At 41.6% G+C, this 16,431-nt stretch carries 10 protein-coding genes; 8 read left to right on the top strand and 2 right to left on the bottom strand.

Annotated features, from left to right (window positions below; all coding sequences use genetic code 11):
- Window positions 1–238 precede the first annotated feature (238 nt).
- The 5 genes from GD597_RS20840 to galB all read left to right on the top strand — a co-directional run bounded on the left by GD597_RS20840 (window position 239) and on the right by galB (window position 10,783).
- A complete protein-coding gene (locus GD597_RS20840) occupies window positions 239–3,400 on the top strand; it encodes a SusC/RagA family TonB-linked outer membrane protein (protein WP_171609854.1) in 3,162 nt (1,053 codons plus the stop codon).
- Window positions 3,401–3,418: 18 nt separating this feature from the next.
- Window positions 3,419–4,990 (top strand): RagB/SusD family nutrient uptake outer membrane protein, encoded by a 1,572-nt coding sequence (locus GD597_RS20835; protein ID WP_171609853.1) that lies wholly within the window; start codon window positions 3,419–3,421, stop codon window positions 4,988–4,990.
- A gap of 21 nt (window positions 4,991–5,011) precedes the next feature.
- Complete coding sequence (locus GD597_RS20830; RefSeq protein WP_171609852.1) at window positions 5,012–6,049, top strand: IPT/TIG domain-containing protein; 1,038 nt, start codon at window positions 5,012–5,014, stop codon at window positions 6,047–6,049.
- Window positions 6,050–6,441: 392 nt separating this feature from the next.
- On the top strand, window positions 6,442–8,190 hold the full coding sequence (locus tag GD597_RS20825; RefSeq protein ID WP_171609851.1) for an alpha-L-arabinofuranosidase: 1,749 nt from the start codon (window positions 6,442–6,444) through the stop codon (window positions 8,188–8,190).
- Between the two features lie 148 nt (window positions 8,191–8,338).
- Window positions 8,339–10,783, top strand: coding sequence for a beta-galactosidase GalB (gene galB / locus GD597_RS20820; RefSeq protein ID WP_171609850.1), 2,445 nt, complete (start codon window positions 8,339–8,341; stop codon window positions 10,781–10,783).
- Window positions 10,784–10,996: 213 nt separating this feature from the next.
- Here the strand turns inward: galB and GD597_RS20815 are convergent, their stop codons facing one another.
- Window positions 10,997–11,293, bottom strand: coding sequence for a c-type cytochrome (locus GD597_RS20815; protein WP_171609849.1), 297 nt, complete (start codon window positions 11,291–11,293; stop codon window positions 10,997–10,999).
- A gap of 230 nt (window positions 11,294–11,523) precedes the next feature.
- On the opposite strand from GD597_RS20815, the gene GD597_RS20810 reads away from it, so the two are divergent.
- From GD597_RS20810 to GD597_RS20800, 3 genes are all read left to right on the top strand, one after another.
- On the top strand, window positions 11,524–12,975 hold the full coding sequence (locus GD597_RS20810) for a Gfo/Idh/MocA family protein (RefSeq protein ID WP_171609848.1): 1,452 nt from the start codon (window positions 11,524–11,526) through the stop codon (window positions 12,973–12,975).
- Between the two features lie 185 nt (window positions 12,976–13,160).
- On the top strand, window positions 13,161–14,516 hold the full coding sequence (locus GD597_RS20805; protein ID WP_171609847.1) for a Gfo/Idh/MocA family protein: 1,356 nt from the start codon (window positions 13,161–13,163) through the stop codon (window positions 14,514–14,516).
- 108 nt (window positions 14,517–14,624) lie between these two features.
- Entirely contained in the window at window positions 14,625–15,701 is a 1,077-nt protein-coding gene (locus GD597_RS20800; protein WP_171609846.1) for a DUF6807 domain-containing protein, read from the top strand.
- Between the two features lie 79 nt (window positions 15,702–15,780).
- Here GD597_RS20800 and GD597_RS20795 read toward each other — a convergent pair whose 3' ends face one another.
- A complete protein-coding gene (locus tag GD597_RS20795; RefSeq protein ID WP_171609845.1) occupies window positions 15,781–16,161 on the bottom strand; it encodes an iron chaperone in 381 nt (126 codons plus the stop codon).
- Between the last annotated feature and the right edge of the window lie 270 nt (window positions 16,162–16,431).

Here is a 16,431-nt window from a genome sequence, read left to right as displayed (position 1 = left end):
GGTAGCCAGCCAGGTAAAAGCAATGAGCTTTACCTGCCACGCTCGGTTCAGGGTTCGGAACAATATGGGGCAGTGGAGGAACAACAAAAGAACTGCAAAATTTGGTATCAGTTGCCATAAGGCCCAAAGTACAAGAGTGCGACGCAAGCGGCGATGCCCATTGGGCTACAGCCGGTACAACAATGTAAATGAACTATGTAGAGACATATATTTTTTATTAACCACTAATTGTTTGCTAATGACACGAACTAAATTAAAAAGAATAACAAAGTTGCTTTGCACCTTATGTGCACTGCTACTTATGTTGCCTGGTTTGTTTGCGCAAAATAATGGCGCAGCAAAACGGGTCACCGGCACCGTTAAAGACGATAAAGGTGCTGCAATTGCAGGCGTAACTGTACAGGTAAAAGATGCCAAAAATGTTACGGTTACCAATGCACAGGGTGTATTTGCATTTGATGTGCCGGCAAAAGCCGCCACCATCATTTTCTCTTATGTAGGTATGCAAAAAGTAGAAACTGCCATTACTGCCTCGGGCATTATGGAAATTACTTTGATGCCTATAACACAAAGCCTGAATGATGTGGTAGTAATTGGTTATGGCGTTACCAAAAGGGCCAATATCACCTCCTCCATTTCATCGGTAAATCAAAAGCAATTAAAAGACCTTCCCGTAGCTGGTATAGACCAGGCTTTGCAGGGAAAAGTAGCTGGTTTAAATGTGGTAAATAACAGTGGCCAGCCTGGTGGTGGCGTATCGCTAAGGGTGCGTGGTGTAACCAGTATTAACAGTAACGACCCCTTGATTGTAATTGATGGAGTACGTTTTAGAAACAGTGAAAAAACCAATGCCGGTTTTGCAGGTTTAGGCGGCTCAGACGGCCAAACAAGCAATAGCGTAATGTCAACTATCAACCCCAACGATATTGAATCAATTGATGTATTAAAAGATGCATCGGCACAAGCTATTTACGGTTCTGAAGCAGCCAACGGTGTAATATTAATTACCACCAAAAAAGGTAAATCGGGCGAAGGCAAAATTAACTACGATGTGTATTATGGCCAGCAGCAGGTATACCGTAAATTGGATTTAATGAACCTGCAGCAATTTGCTACTTATCAAAACTCTATTGTAGGCGAATTGGGCAGGGATTCTACTGAGGAATTTAAAGATCCATCCGTATTAGGTCGCGGTACCGATTGGCAGGATGCCATTTTCCAGAATGGAAATATACAGGATCATAACCTGAGTTTTTCTGGCGGCAAGGATAAAACTACTTATTATTTATCGCTAAACTATTTTGATCAGACAGGCATTTTGATTGGATCTGACTTTAACCGTTATGCCATGCGTTTTAACCTGGATAACCAATTAAAAACATGGTTAAAAGTGGGTGTTAGTTCCAATGTATCAAGAACCACACAAAATGTAACATTGGCCGATGCGGCTGAAGGCACTATTTGGTGGGGCGCTATTCAAAACCCATTAATTCCATTAAAAAATCTGGATGGCACCTGGGGTGGTGGTAATGTAATTAGCGGCTATCAATATGCTTCAGATAATCCGGTAGCAAGGGCACAATTAAGAGGTAATAAATCTATCAGTTCTCAAGTGTTTGGTAATGTGTATGCTGATTTACAATTATCAAAGAATCTTTCATTTCGTAATGAGGTTTCTTATTCAATTGGGCTTAATAATAATCAGGCAGTACAACAATCAGGCTATATTGGGCCTTCCAGCCTGCAAAGCCAGTTATTTGAATATAAAGGCAATAGCTATTATTATTCCCTCAGAAATTATTTAACCTATAATAAATATTGGGGCAAACATGGTATTAATGTAACTGCCGGTCACGAAATGCAGTATAGTTATTATGAAGGCATGAGTGGTAAAAAAGTAGATCTGCAGGCCGGTATTCCTGATTTAAATGCAGGTAACAGTGATAAAACTACCTGGGAATTAGGTGGCGGTAAAGGCGATTGGGCCGCAGAATCCTATTTTGCCAGAGGTAATTATACCTACGACAACAGGTACTCCCTTTCAGTAAGTATGAGGGCAGACGGTTCTTCTAATTTCGGGCCTACAAATCGCTGGGGTTATTTCCCAGGTGCATCTGCCGGTTGGACAATTACCAATGAAAAATTTGCAGAAAATTGGAAATCTACCTTTAGCTATTTGAAATTAAGGGTAGGTTATGGTGCAGTAGGTAATCAAAACCCTCCTGGTGGTGCTGCCCGTCCTTTTTATACAGGCGGTGTGCGCTTTTGGGCAGGTCCTGTGGGCTTTGGTTCCGGATCTAATTTCTTAACGGGTATTGCTAATCCTGATGTAACATGGGAATCGGTAGTTACACAAAATGCAGGTATTGATGTAGGTATATTAAAAGGAAAGATTGATTTAACAGTGGATGTGTATAAGAAAACCACTACTAATATGCTAATCATTGGTACTGCTGGCAGAACTGTTGGTCTTGGGGATAGCTGGGACGATTTAACCGGCCCGTTGATCAATGTGGGGCAAATGACCAATACAGGGATAGATTTAAGTATTACTACCCATAATATTACCAATAAGAATTTTACCTGGAATACCAATCTGATTTTTACACATTATAAAAATCAATTAGACAGACTGGTAACTGGTGCAGCGCTTTATGGAAAGGTTTATTATGATAATTATACCCTTACCAAAACAGTAGCATCAGATGCAGTAGGTACCTTCTATGGTTTGCAAACTGATGGCATTTTCCGTACACAGGAAGAACTGGATGCCAGTATGCCACAGTTTGGATATTCAATTGATGCAACACATACCTGGTTAGGGGATATAAGGTTCAAAGACATAAATAATGATAAGAAAATCGATGAGGGTGATATTACCAATATTGGTAGCCCATTGCCCAAATTTACTTATGGCTTAACCAATACGTTCAAGTATAAAAATTTTGATGCATCAATATTTGTCCAGGGCAGCTATGGGTCAAAAATCTACAATTTCCTTCGTTGGCAAACTGAGAAAATGGATAACCCCTATTATAACCAGTTAACCAGCGTATTGAACAGGTATACTGCGGATAATATCAATGGAGACTTACCCAGGTTTAGCAATACCAATGTAAACAACGTGTATGTATCTGACAGGTATATTGAAGATGGTTCCTATCTGCGTATTCAAAATATAACCATTGGTTATCGTATGCCGGAAAAAATTGCTAAAAAGGCAATGATGACAAGTATGCGTTTTTATGTATCTGTTCAAAACCTGTACACATTTACCAGTTACAGCGGATACGATCCCGAAGTGGGCGTATTTAACAATAATATCAGGCTACAGAATATTGATATGGGACACTATCCAAACCCACGTTCTGTAACCATTGGTGCAAATGTTGAATTTTAATTTTCAAAAATTAATACTATGAAACTGATTAAAAATAAAATGCTGGTCTCTATGCTCGTACTGGTATTAACACTGGTATCGTGCAAAAAAGATTTTCTGGATCGGCCAACCCTTGATGGAACAACCGTATCCAATTTTTATAATACTGCCGAAGAAGTAAGAGGTGCCACAAGTACCTTATACGGACTGCCCTGGTCGGGTTATGAAAACCGGGCCATGGATGCAATTGGTGATGTAATGGCAGGTAATGAATATACCGGTGGCGGTGATGATCCTCCATTCCTTAATTTTTCTTTTGCTTCCACATCCGTTCGTATTGCTGATGCCTGGAAAGTATTCTATAAAATTGGTGGCTGGACAAGCTCCTTAATTCAGGCTTTTGAGCAGAAGAAAGCACAGGGTGGTAACGCCGCTTTTCTTGACCCAGCTATTGCTGAATGTCACTTTATAAAAGGTACAGTTTATTTTTATATTGCCCGTTTATGGGGCGATGCACCCATTGTAAACGATCCCGGTGCATTGATATTATCAGGTAATACCAATGTGCCCAGGTACATAAAATCTGATGTATTACAATTTGCTTTGGAAGAACTAAAACTAGCTGAAGCCGGTTTGCCCGAAGAAGATGTGCCAGGCAGAGTAACCAAATACTCCGCTAAGGGCATGATGGCTAAATTGTACCTATATCGTAAAGATTATGATAGTGCTAAAATAAAAGCCGAAGAAGTAATTAATTCCGGCAAATACGATCTGGTACAGGATTACGGTGCCATGTTTAACTCCAGTGCCTATAATAACAATATAGAGGCAATGTTTTCTATTCAGCATCAGCTAACTGGTAATCCATGGGGTTCTGGTAATCAAAAAAATCCAGACCGTGGCCCAAGCAATCTGGCTACAGCCGAAGCTTCCATGTGGGAATTATATACTCCATCAATGGATATTAGAAATGCATTTGAATCAGGTGATATTCGCCGTAAAGGTTCTATGATGGAACATGGCTGGACAAAATCTGAATGGAAACCAACCAATTCAAGTGCTGCCTATAATTCATTTATGGCCAATGGTTATGTGTACGATACTATCCAACCTTCAGGCGAAGGTGGCCAAAAAAATGCTACCCGTGCCAATATCGCAAAATATGTGGTAGGTCCCGGAAAATCCTTTGGCGGCGAAACCGTATTGGGTATGAACTCTGGTATAAATACCATTATACTGCGTTATGCAGATGTATTGCTTATTTATGCCGAAGCAGTATTGGGTGAACAAGGTTCAACTTCAGATGCAGCTGCATTATCTGCATTTAATAAGGTACGTCAGCGGGCAGGCTTGTTGCCAAAATCATCAATTACCCTGGAAGATGTTTTACATGAGCGTCGTGTAGAGTTTGCTTTTGAAGGCGATTATTGGTTTGATATTCAACGCCAGGGTTATACCAAAGCCAAACAAATTATTGAAGCACAGGATAGAGGTACAATGGACTATCCCCAACATGTAACTTTCTCTGAGCAATATATGTTTCTGCCTATTCCCGCAGGAGAAATTTTGCAAGATCCTGAGTTGGCAAAAGAACCAGTACCTTATTATTAATATTTAATCATACACATTTATATGAACAAGATATGTAGTAAATCATTCATCAGCACATTGCTTCTGTTTGCAACACTTGCAATGGCTGTAAGTGCCTGCCAAAAAGATTCCGATGGCAGCCCTTCCGTGTCTCCGGGTAATCCTGTATCAGCCGGTATTAGTCCCGATTCTGCAGCCGGTGGTGTGGTATTAACCTTAACAGGAACTGGCCTGGGCGATATCCGTAGCGTTGTATTCTCTAATGATAGCGTACCCGCTCCATTTTTTAGTACACTAAATACTGAAACCGCCCTGGTATTCAGAGTGCCCGATACCGCATTGGGTGGACCACAAAATATTGTTTTTACCAATAGCGCAGGTAAAACCCTGGTAGTGCCTTTTAAAGTATTGGCCTATCCCGGTGTTACCACTGCTTTCCCTACCGATTTTCAGGCGGGTACCAACGTAACACTTAGCGGGAATAACCTGGATGATGTTAGCAGTGTGGTAATTGAAGGTACTAATGATCACGCCACTATTGTTTCAAAATCAAAAAAACAATTAGTGGTATCTATGCCGGCAACCAGTGTAAACAGGGGCAACCTTAGAATTACCAATGCAACCGGAGATTTGGTAACCAGTATGGAATTTGTAAACGTAGCAAATGCGGCTACGGTTTTTTCAGATCAGCTGGATAACGGTTTTCAAAACTGGGGTTGGGGTGGCGATTATAATGCCTCTGGAGATGTTACCATTACCGGTCTTTCCAGCATGAAGGCAGCTTATGACCCAGCCGGTGCCTGGGGCGGTATGCAATTGGGCGGTGGCAATATTAACCTTAGTGGGTACAAATATTTTAGCTTTTGGGCTAAAGGTGCCGATGTAGATAAAAATGTTCAGTTCTGGTTAAACTGGGGTAATGTAAAAGTAGTTACCATCAATGCCAATAAATGGACATATTATAAATATGAACTGGCTGTAGATTATCCGGGTGTTACAGATGTTAACAATGTAACCTTTCAACTTTTCGAAGCCGGTAAAACAATTTATTTCGATAATATCATGTTTTCAAAAGAGTAGTTAAGCACAAGCGGTAAGGGCTTTTTATCCCATACTTTTATAACAGGCAGTTAGAGGCAATTAATGTAGCCTGCTACAACGCAAATGTGTATACGTTTTGTTGTTGTTGCAGGCACATTTTTATACTGTTGTTTTGGTAGCCGGCTATAACAAATTAATGTAGCTTTACTTGCCACGCTCGGTTCAGGGTGCTGTTCTTTGTTCATCAGGTGAGTATTGGTTGTATAAAAAGCAGTAATTTTTGCCTTGCCTTTTGCTCAATTCAGTTGTTGTAGTAAAAGTGTGCGACGCAAGTAAAGCTCATAGTACCTGCATAGCCGGGTCAATAAATTTTCCGGAACTGTATTGTCGGTATTTTAATAACGCTATTATGATTAAATTGAATAAAACCAATGAGTAGCAAACAAATTATTTTTCCTCTGTTTTTGTGTGTAGGAATGTGCAGCCTTTTTTGGGCTTGTTCAAAAAAATCATCGGGTGGCGGTGTAGTTACCCCGGGTGGTGGCGATACTACTGTGGTAATAGAACCAGCTATCGACCCACCTTTGGCAAATACCATTGGCTTTTTTTTAGATGATTGGAAACCCCGCAGTTTTACCGCACCCGCTTATGAAGATGGTACAGTACCAGCCACTGCCAGTAATACAATTACTGTAGATGCATCGAATATTATCACAAAAATTCCATTTACCGTTTTTGGTCATAATGCGGTTTGGTGGATGGGGCCCGCCAACACTATTCCCGGTGCTGTAACCAATATAACTAACCTGCATCCTGATATTATTCGTTTCCCCGGTGGCAGCTCCAGCGATGCTTATTTCTGGAATGCAGAGCAAGGCGTTAATCCAGCCGGTGCACCCGCTACACTTGTTGATAAGGATGGTAACAAAAAAGATCCCGGTTATATTTATGGCAAAACCACTTATAACTGGCAATGCTCGTTAGACAACTATTATACCTTATTACAACAAACCGGTAATCAGGGCATTATTACCATCAACTACGCCTATGCCCGTTATGGTACCAGCGATAATCCGGTGGCTACAGCTGCACATCTTGCGGCCGATTGGGTACGATATGATAATGGCCGCACCCAATATTGGGAAATAGGTAATGAAAATTTTGGCGACTGGGAATGGGGCTATCGTATCGATCAGGCATTAAATAAAGATGGGCAACCATTGTATATTACCGGGGCCTTATACGCCCAGCATTTTCAGGTATTTGTAGATTCTATGCAGCAAGCCGCTGCCCAAATTGGCAAAAAAATATATATAGGTGCGGTAACTTTAGATGCCGAAGCTACAGAGCCATGGCAAACTACCACAGCCAAAACCTGGAACACAGGCATGATGACCGGCATAAATAATAAAGCCGATTTTTATGTGGTACACAACTACTTTACCCCATACGATCAAAATTCCAATGCGGCTACCATCTTTGCTGCCGCAACCACCATACCGCAACAAGTAATAAATTACGTTTCACAAAAATTGCAAACCAACGGTGCTGCTGTTAAACCCGTTGTAATGGACGAGTGGAATATGTGGGCAAAAGATTCCAAACAACAGGTATCAAATGTTAGTGGTGCTTTTGGCGTGTTGGTATTGGGCGAAGCCATAAAAAACAAATATGGCCTGGCCGCCCGCTGGGATTTAATGAATGGATGGAGTAATGGTAACGACCATGGTCTTTTTAGTCCCGGCGATGAGCCTGGAGTAGCCAAATGGAGCCCCCGCCCATCTTTTTATTACCTGTACCTGTTTCAAAAATTATTGGGCGATAGATTGGTAAATGCAACAGTGTCGGGTAATGCAGGTTTAAAAACCTATGCGTCTACCTATACCTCGGGGCAGGCAAATATTACTATTGTAAATACTACAGGTGCAGCCTTATCGGCAGAAATTAAACTTAAAAATTTTGCTACCGGTAGCAGGTATTACTGGTATACCCTCGAAGGTAGCAATGATAATGGCGAGTTCTCCCGCAAGGTACTCATCAATGGCAATAGTCCTTATGGTGATGCTGGTGGCCCCGCCAACTATGCCAGCCTAAAAGCCAAATCGGCAACTACAACAGGCGGTATAAAAATTACCGTACCCGCATTAGGTGCAGTTTGCATGGTAGTTGATAAAAAATAAAATAGCTGTTGGCCGGGCAATAGTGCCCGGCCCCGGCTTTACTTGCGTCGCACTCTTGTACTGCATAACCTGGCGCAACAAATTAGCTGCCATTTTGAGGTTGTCATTGTTTTTAAGTGTAATTTTGACAACCATTTAATTCCCCACCATGATACAGATAAAAAATTACCTGCTGTTGCTTTTTATAAGCTTAATAGCAGTAGTAAACAGTAATGCCCAATCCACAGTTACCCGCAGCACCAATTTTAATAACAACTGGAAATTTTACTTAGGCGAAGATAAAGATGCCCAGGGTACTGCATTTAACGATGCCGCCTGGCGAACGCTAAACCTACCCCACGATTGGAGTATAGAATTACCATTTGATAAATCAAGTCCAACTGGTACCGGCGGTGGTGCATTAAGGGGTGGAGTTGGCTGGTATAGAAAAACATTTGTATTACCCGATATGACCAAAGGCCAGCATGTATTTATAGATTTTGATGGCGTGTATTGCAATAGCGAAGTGTTTATTAATGGCCATTCATTGGGTATCAGGCCCAACGGATATATAGGTTTCAGATACGAGTTAACCCCTTATTTGCAATATGGCAATGCCAAAAATGTGCTTGCAGTAAAAGTAAATAACGATCCACAACCCAACTCACGCTGGTATAGTGGCTCAGGTATTTACAGAAATGTTTGGTTGGTAACCACCGGCAATGTTTTTGTAGACCATTGGGGTACCTATATTTCCACCCCCTTTATAGATGATAAATTTGCCAAAGTGCAAATACAAACTGCTATAAAAAATGTATCAGATAAAAAAGCAACTATTCAAATAAAACATACTATTTATGATGCTACCAATAAAGTGGTAGCTGGCTCTTCATCTGGGGCTGTACAGTTTAATATTGAGGCAGGTGGCGTTTTAAAGGATAGCATTTTTATTCCTTTGCCACATCCGCATCTATGGTCAGTAAATGATCCTTATCTGTACAAAGTAGAAACACAAATTACCCGTAATGGTAAAATAGAAGATAGGTATACAACTACTTTTGGTATACGCAGTTGTAAGTTTGATGTGAATGATGGCTTTTCTTTAAACGGCCAGCACCTTAAAATACGGGGCGTATGTATGCACCACGATTTAGGCTGTTTGGGTACTGCCATTAATACCGATGCCATTGAAAGGCAATTACGCATTTTAAAAGAAATGGGTTGTAATGCCATCAGAACCTCTCATAACCCCCCGGCACCTGAACTGCTGGAGCTTTGTGATAAAATGGGTTTTCTGGTAATGGATGAAGCTTTTGATATTTGGAAAAAGGCAAAAAATCCCTATGATTATCACCTTTCCTGGGATCAATGGCATATCAGGGATTTGCAGGATCAGGTGCAAAGAGACAGGAACCATCCTTCTGTAATTATCTGGAGTGCCGGTAACGAAATACCAGAGCAATGGGGCGATAGTACAGATAATAGTGGTACCCTGATTTCAAAAGAACTTGCTGCCACAATTCAGGCCATGGATAGTACCCGCCCCATTGTAACGGCCAACAATGAAACTGCATCCTGGAATAAATTATTAGTTTCCGGCGCATTTGATATTACCGGATATAATTACCATCACAGCGAATATGCCGATGTTTTAAAAAAATGGCCTGGTAAACCTTTTATCAGTACCGAAGCGGTATCTGCCCTTCAAACCAGGGGTTCTTATGATATGCCTTCGGATAGTATCCGCCGTTGGCCTGTTCGTTGGGATATACCACTTACTACCGGCAATGCCGATACCACCTGTAGTGCGTATGATAATTGCTCCGCCCCCTGGGGTTCTACACATGAGGAAACCATGAAAGTAGTTGAAAAATACAATCATATATCTGGCTTGTTTGTTTGGACGGGCTTTGATTATATTGGAGAACCTACACCATACGAATGGCCTGCCCGCAGCGCTTATTTTGGTATTGTAGATCTGGCCGGTTTTCCAAAAGATGTGTATTATATGTACCAGAGTGTATGGACCAATAAAACGGTTTTACATTTACTGCCACACTGGAACTGGCGTACGGGCGATACGATAGATGTTTGGGCTTATTATAGCAATGCAGACGAAGTAGAACTATACCTGAATGGTAAATCGTTGGGTATAAGAAAAAAAATGGGGGATGATTTGCATGTGGTATGGAAAACTATTTTTGAACCGGGTACATTAAAAGCAGTTAGCCGTAAAAATGGCCAAATAGTAAAAGAAGAAACCATTAAAACGGCAGGTGCACCGGCAGGTATTCAGTTGTTAACTGATAAAAAAAGCATTTCACCTGATGGTACTTCTCTTGCGTTTATTAGTGTTCAGGTGGTGGATAAGGAGGGCAATCCTGTTCCTTATGCAGCTAATGATATTCAGTTTACAGTTAGTGGAGAAGGTTTTATTGCCGGTGTAGATAATGGCAGCCAAACCAGTATGGAATCTTTTAAAGCCAATCACCGCAAAGCCTTTAATGGTAAGTGTTTGCTGGTGGTGCAATCAAAAGATAAAGCCGGCAATATTGCTATACGGGCAACCAGTAGCGGACTTGCTGCTGCCTCATTAAGTATTGGGGTGCAATAAGGCAATTGGCTGTTAAAAGCTGATTTATTTGTTGCAGCTAAAGTGTGCGACGCAAGGAACGATGCTATAATAATCGAATGCCCGGCTCCAAAAAAACTGATTTTAGATATAACTTACAGCAATAACAAAAATGCACTTGTGTATGGTAAGTGCATTTTTGTATTTGTAAATAAAATGAAGATGAATGATTTTATAGTTGCCCGCAATTGCAGCTTATTTTTTTGGCTGTTTGCTTTTCCATTCATTTAATTCTGCCAATGTAAATGCTGTTGTTCGGCCCTTACTGGCAGCACGAATTTCTTTTACATCATCAACACTTACCACTTTTTGTTTATTGCCAAAACTATTGCGGATATAACTTAGCGCCGATGCAATGTATGCATCCGTATGTTCTTCCTGCCCAGGCATTATATCAGGGTATTTTGTATTATCTACCGGTCCTTTTAAGCCATGCAAAACAATATTTATTAAACCATCTTTATCGCCATTTACCCTTGCTTCATAATGCATTTATTAGCTACATACTGTTGTAAATGTACAAGTGAGATATTTGCCTGTCAAAGTAGCAAATACAAAACAACCGTTGTTGCATAAAGATAATTAGCCGGAAACATCTATAAAATAAAATAAACAGCACCACTATTTTTTTTACCTTGGTATGAGTATGTTTTTTTATTTTTTATCTCTAATTGGTTTCACCACCATTTCCAATCTAACATTATTGCCAAATTCAAATCATCATGAGTAAAAATGCCAACAAAAGGGAAAATGCTTCCCGCCGAAAATTTCTACGCAACGGCTCCATGGCCGCTGCCAGTTTTTTTATTGTGCCGCGCCATGTATTGGGCCGTGGTTTTGTAGCACCCAGCGATAAACTAAATATTGCCGGTATTGGCGCAGGAGGTAAGGGTAAAAGCGATCTGAAAAATTTTGCCGAAAGTCCCAAAGTAAATATTGTTGCCTTGTGCGATGTAGACGACCGACAGGCAGTGGAATCCCGTAAACGCTTCCCCAAAGCCAAATACTATAAAGACTATCGCGAACTGCTGGAAAAGGAAAATAATAATATTGACGCCTGTTCTATTTCAACACCCGATCATACACATGCTGTAGCCACACTGGCAGCCATGCAATTGGGTAAACATGTATACACGCAAAAGCCGTTAACACATGATATTTACGAGTCACGCATTCTAACCCTGGCTGCAAAAAAATATAAGGTGATTACTCAAATGGGCAATCAGGGCGGCTCTGGCGATGGCGTAAGGCGAATGAAAGAGTTTGTAGATGCCGGTATGATTGGTGAAGTACACACTGTACATACCTGGACCAACAGGCCGGTTTGGCCGCAAGGCTTGCCCACCCCAACAGGAACTTTTGAAGTACCCAAAGAACTGGATTGGAACCTATGGGTTGGTCCCTCTAAAATGGTGGATTATAACCCCGCCTACCTGCCTGGTAAATGGCGTGGCTGGTGTAATTATGGCACCGGTTCGCTGGGCGATATGGCCTGTCATATAATGGATCCGGTATACCGGATATTGCCCATTGATTATCCTTCTGATTTTGAATGTAGTGTTACCAATAGCTGGGCCGGTATGTGGGATGAAGGCAATTTTGCGGATAGTTTCCCCAATTCCTCCATTATACGCTTAACCTACCCCCGCAAAGATGGTAAAGGGGTAATAAAAGTAAACTGGATGGATGGTGGCTTACTACCGCCAAGGCCCGATGAACTGCTGCCAGGTGAAGCCATGGGTAACTGGGATGGCGGCGTAATATTTGAAGGCACCAAAGGCAAGGTAATGTGCGATTGTTATGGTGCCAACCCCCGTTTGCTACCCACCCGTTTAATGATGGAGACCCTGCCGCCAGAAACCCTGCCACGTGTACCGGGTGGCGAAGATGGCCATTACCTGCAATGGGTAAATGCCTGTATTGATGGGTATGGCAAAGGGCAAACCAGCTCTCCGTTTGAATATGCAGGTCCGTTTGCAGAAAGTATATTGATAGGTAACCTCGCCATTCGCAGCTGGATGCTGAAAAACCCTTCCGCCAAAGGATGGGATGATAAATACCTGGGCCGCAAAAAACTATTGTGGGATGCAAAGAATGTAAAAGTGACCAACTTTGATGAAGCCAATCAATTTGTAAAACGCGAATACAGGGATGGCTACAGCTTAACTTTATAAAACGCTGGCAATTGTATACCTAAACAGGAAATAGTTTTTGGCCCCCGCAAAAAGTATTTCCTGTTTTATTTGCAACTATGCAACCCTTTAGGCATTTCATGAAAACAAATTATTTAATTGCCTGCATGGATGCCCGAAAAAATCCATAACTTTTACCACTAATCAAACACATTAATATTGCTTATATGAAAAATTCACGTCGTTCTTTTATTAAACAAACTGCATTGGCTGGTGCCGGTGTTATGGTAGCAAAAGCTGGATGGTCTGCACAAAGTTACAGGCGCATCATTGGCGCCAACGACAGGGTAAGGGTTGGTGTAGTGGGTTTTTCTGACAGGCACAGGGGTTCTCATATTCCCTCGTTTATGAATCACTATAAAGAATTAAATTTTGATATTGTCGCCGTTTCAGATATCTGGAAAATGCGCCGTGAACAAGGTGCTGCCATTTGGAAAGAAAAAATGGGCCACGATATTATTGTCTGCAGAAATAACGAAGAACTATACGATAAAAAACTGGCAGATGCAGTGTTTATCAGCACTGCCGATTTTCAACATGCCCTGCATACAGTAGAAGCCGTTAGGGCCGGTTGCGATGCCTACGTAGAAAAACCATTTGCCGAATCTATGGCCGATAACCGCGCTGCATTAAAAGCCGTAAATGAAACCGGAAAAATTGTACAGATTGGCTCGCAAAGAAGAAGTGGTGATAATTACCATGCAGCCGATGAATTCATAAAATCAGGCAAATTTGGCGATATAAAAATGGTGGAATTAACCTGGAATGTAAACCAGCCAGGTCGCTGGCGTAGAACCGCATTATTGCCCCAGTTAAAAGAAGAAGATACAGACTGGAAAAGATATTTACTCAACAGGCCATTTGAATCTTTTGATCCGCGCAAATACCTGGAATTTCGTTTGTTCTGGCCCTATTCTTCCGGTTTGCCCGGCCAGTGGATGAGCCATCAGATTGATACCGTGCACTGGTTTAGCGGTTTAAAACACCCAAGAAGTGTAGTAGCCAATGGCGGCATTTACATGTGGAAGGATGGACGAAAAAACTGGGATACTATCACTGCCGTATTTGACTATGGTCCAGCCGATGATCCCACCTCCGGCTTTCAGGTAACTTTTGCTTCCAGAATGGATAATGGAGAAGAAGATCCCAAAGAAATCTATTACTCCAATGGCGGCGAGTTAAACCTATCTACCAACAAGGTTTCCCCAAGAGGTGGTTTGACAAAAGATTTTGCTGCAGCCATGAATATGCAACCTAATTTATTGCCCGAATTAGATTTGTCGGCAGTAACAAAAGTGGTGGCTTCTGCCAACACCGGTGGCGATGTGCTCACCTCCAACCATGTACGTAACTGGATGGAATGTGTGCGTAGCCGTAAACAGCCCAATGCTCCTGTAGAAGCGGGTTACAGCCATTCCATTGCCAATCTTATGACAACCGCATCAGCGCATGCCGGCCAAAAAGCCACATTCGATGAAAAAACACAGGAAGTAATGGTAGGGGGTAAAATTTTCAAAGGCTAATAAATTAAAAGATGGTGTGCCCGGCAACAGAATAAAGGGCATCGTCTCTTGCGTCGCACACTTGTACGGCAACAATAAAACTGTGCTATCAACAGCAATACAATAAAAATGAAAACGGCTTATTATTCAAATAAAAAATTCCTGTGTATACGTATAAGTATTTGCGCACTGGTAATATTTGTTTCAGGCTTTGTATATGCCCAAAAAATGCAGCGTATTACAGTTGTAAACAATGTGCAGCAAAAAACGGTAGATATACTGGTGGGTAAGAATCCATTTACCAGTTTTATTTATCCCGATTCGCTGGAGAAGCCCGTGCTCTATCCAATTTATGCAGCTGATAATACCATTGTCACACGTGGCTACCCATTGGTGTCCCGTCCCAACGAGCCAACAGATCATCCCCATCATATTGGACTTTGGCTTAATTACGAAAATGTAAACGGGCTCGATTTCTGGAACAATTCCTCTGCCATTCCCAAAGAAAAAAAAGCCTCTTATGGCTGGATAAAAACCACGGCCATTACAGCCACCCAAAGCGGTACCGATGCATTGCTTTCGTACAATGCCAACTGGCAGGACATTCAAAAAAATGTCCTGCTACAGGAGTCGACTACTTTTCATTTTACCGCATATAATAACCTGCGCATTATAGACCGTATCACCACTTTAACCGCCATGCAGGATGTTACCATGCCCGATGTGAAAGATGGTTTTTTAGGATTGCGTGTAGCACACGAATTGGAATTGCCTTCCAAAGACGAAAGGGAATTTACAGATGCCAACGGCAATATTACCATTGTACAACCGGCAAATGACCATGCTGTTTCCGGCAACTATATTACCAGTCGTGGTATTACCGGCGATGCCGCCTGGAGTACCAGAGCTGAGTGGTGTATGCTCTACGGTAAAATGGGCAACGATACTATTAGTGTGGCTATTATAGATCATCCAAAAAATATTGGCTATCCCACTTATTGGCATGCCCGTGGTTATGGCTTGTTTGCCGCAAATCCATTAGGTCAGAAAATATTTAGCAAAGGCACCGAAACACTCAATTACGCATTAAAAAAGGGCGAGTCCGTAAACTTTACATTCAGGGTGGTGATTGGTGCAAACAAACAAAGGTTAACCAATGAGGAGGTAAACCAACTTGCTGCAAATTTTGCCAAAACCTACAAGTAGCAAACTCTTACTGCTATTATAAATCATCTACTCATGGTGGTTGTTCTGTTTTGCTTTTGTAAGCAAAATGCAGCAATATTTATGTCTTCCATTTAATATCAGCAGCAAGACTTTCCTGCACCCTGAATTGAACCATCTTTTTAATAAGTGCAAAGGGTAAAGGTTCGCTGTGAGGGAACTGGACAGAGCCTCTGGCAGTTGCATATTTGGTAAGTTGTGGTGCAAACGCTTCAACAGCAGATGGCGTGGGGTAAAATCCTATATGATTTTTAAAAACAGCAAACGTAACCAAAATCCTGTGGTAAGAATAGGCGGGCATACTCCATTTCAATCCTTCTTTGGCGCCAGGTGTTGCAGCAAGTATACAGGCATGTAATTGTTGCATTCTTTCCTGCAGTGCTTCCGGTGCTGCTGCTATATACGCCTCAATAGTGGCAGGTTTTTCTTTTATTTTTTTCATATGCCATCCTTTTACTAGTACCCAATAAAAATGCAATTTGAAGCTACAATTAAAACGCGATTGAAATATAGCGCTGGTAAAATTTTTATCACCATCCCACTATTTATTTTATCTGTATTTGTTAAGAATCGTATTGTATGATTATTAGCCAGGCAGCGGGTAAAATCCTGATCGCCGCTTGCGTCGCACACTTGTGCCTTCGGGGCTGTGGGCAGCAAAAAAGGGGTATTTGCAATTACCAACCAACAATAATTGCATGATATATGGCAC

Origin of the sequence: Limnovirga soli (assembly GCF_013106755.1) — a bacterium.
In the GTDB taxonomy this organism is placed as follows: Bacteria; Bacteroidota; Bacteroidia; order Chitinophagales; family Chitinophagaceae; genus Limnovirga; species Limnovirga soli.
This window is presented reverse-complemented; position numbering and strand designations above follow the sequence as displayed.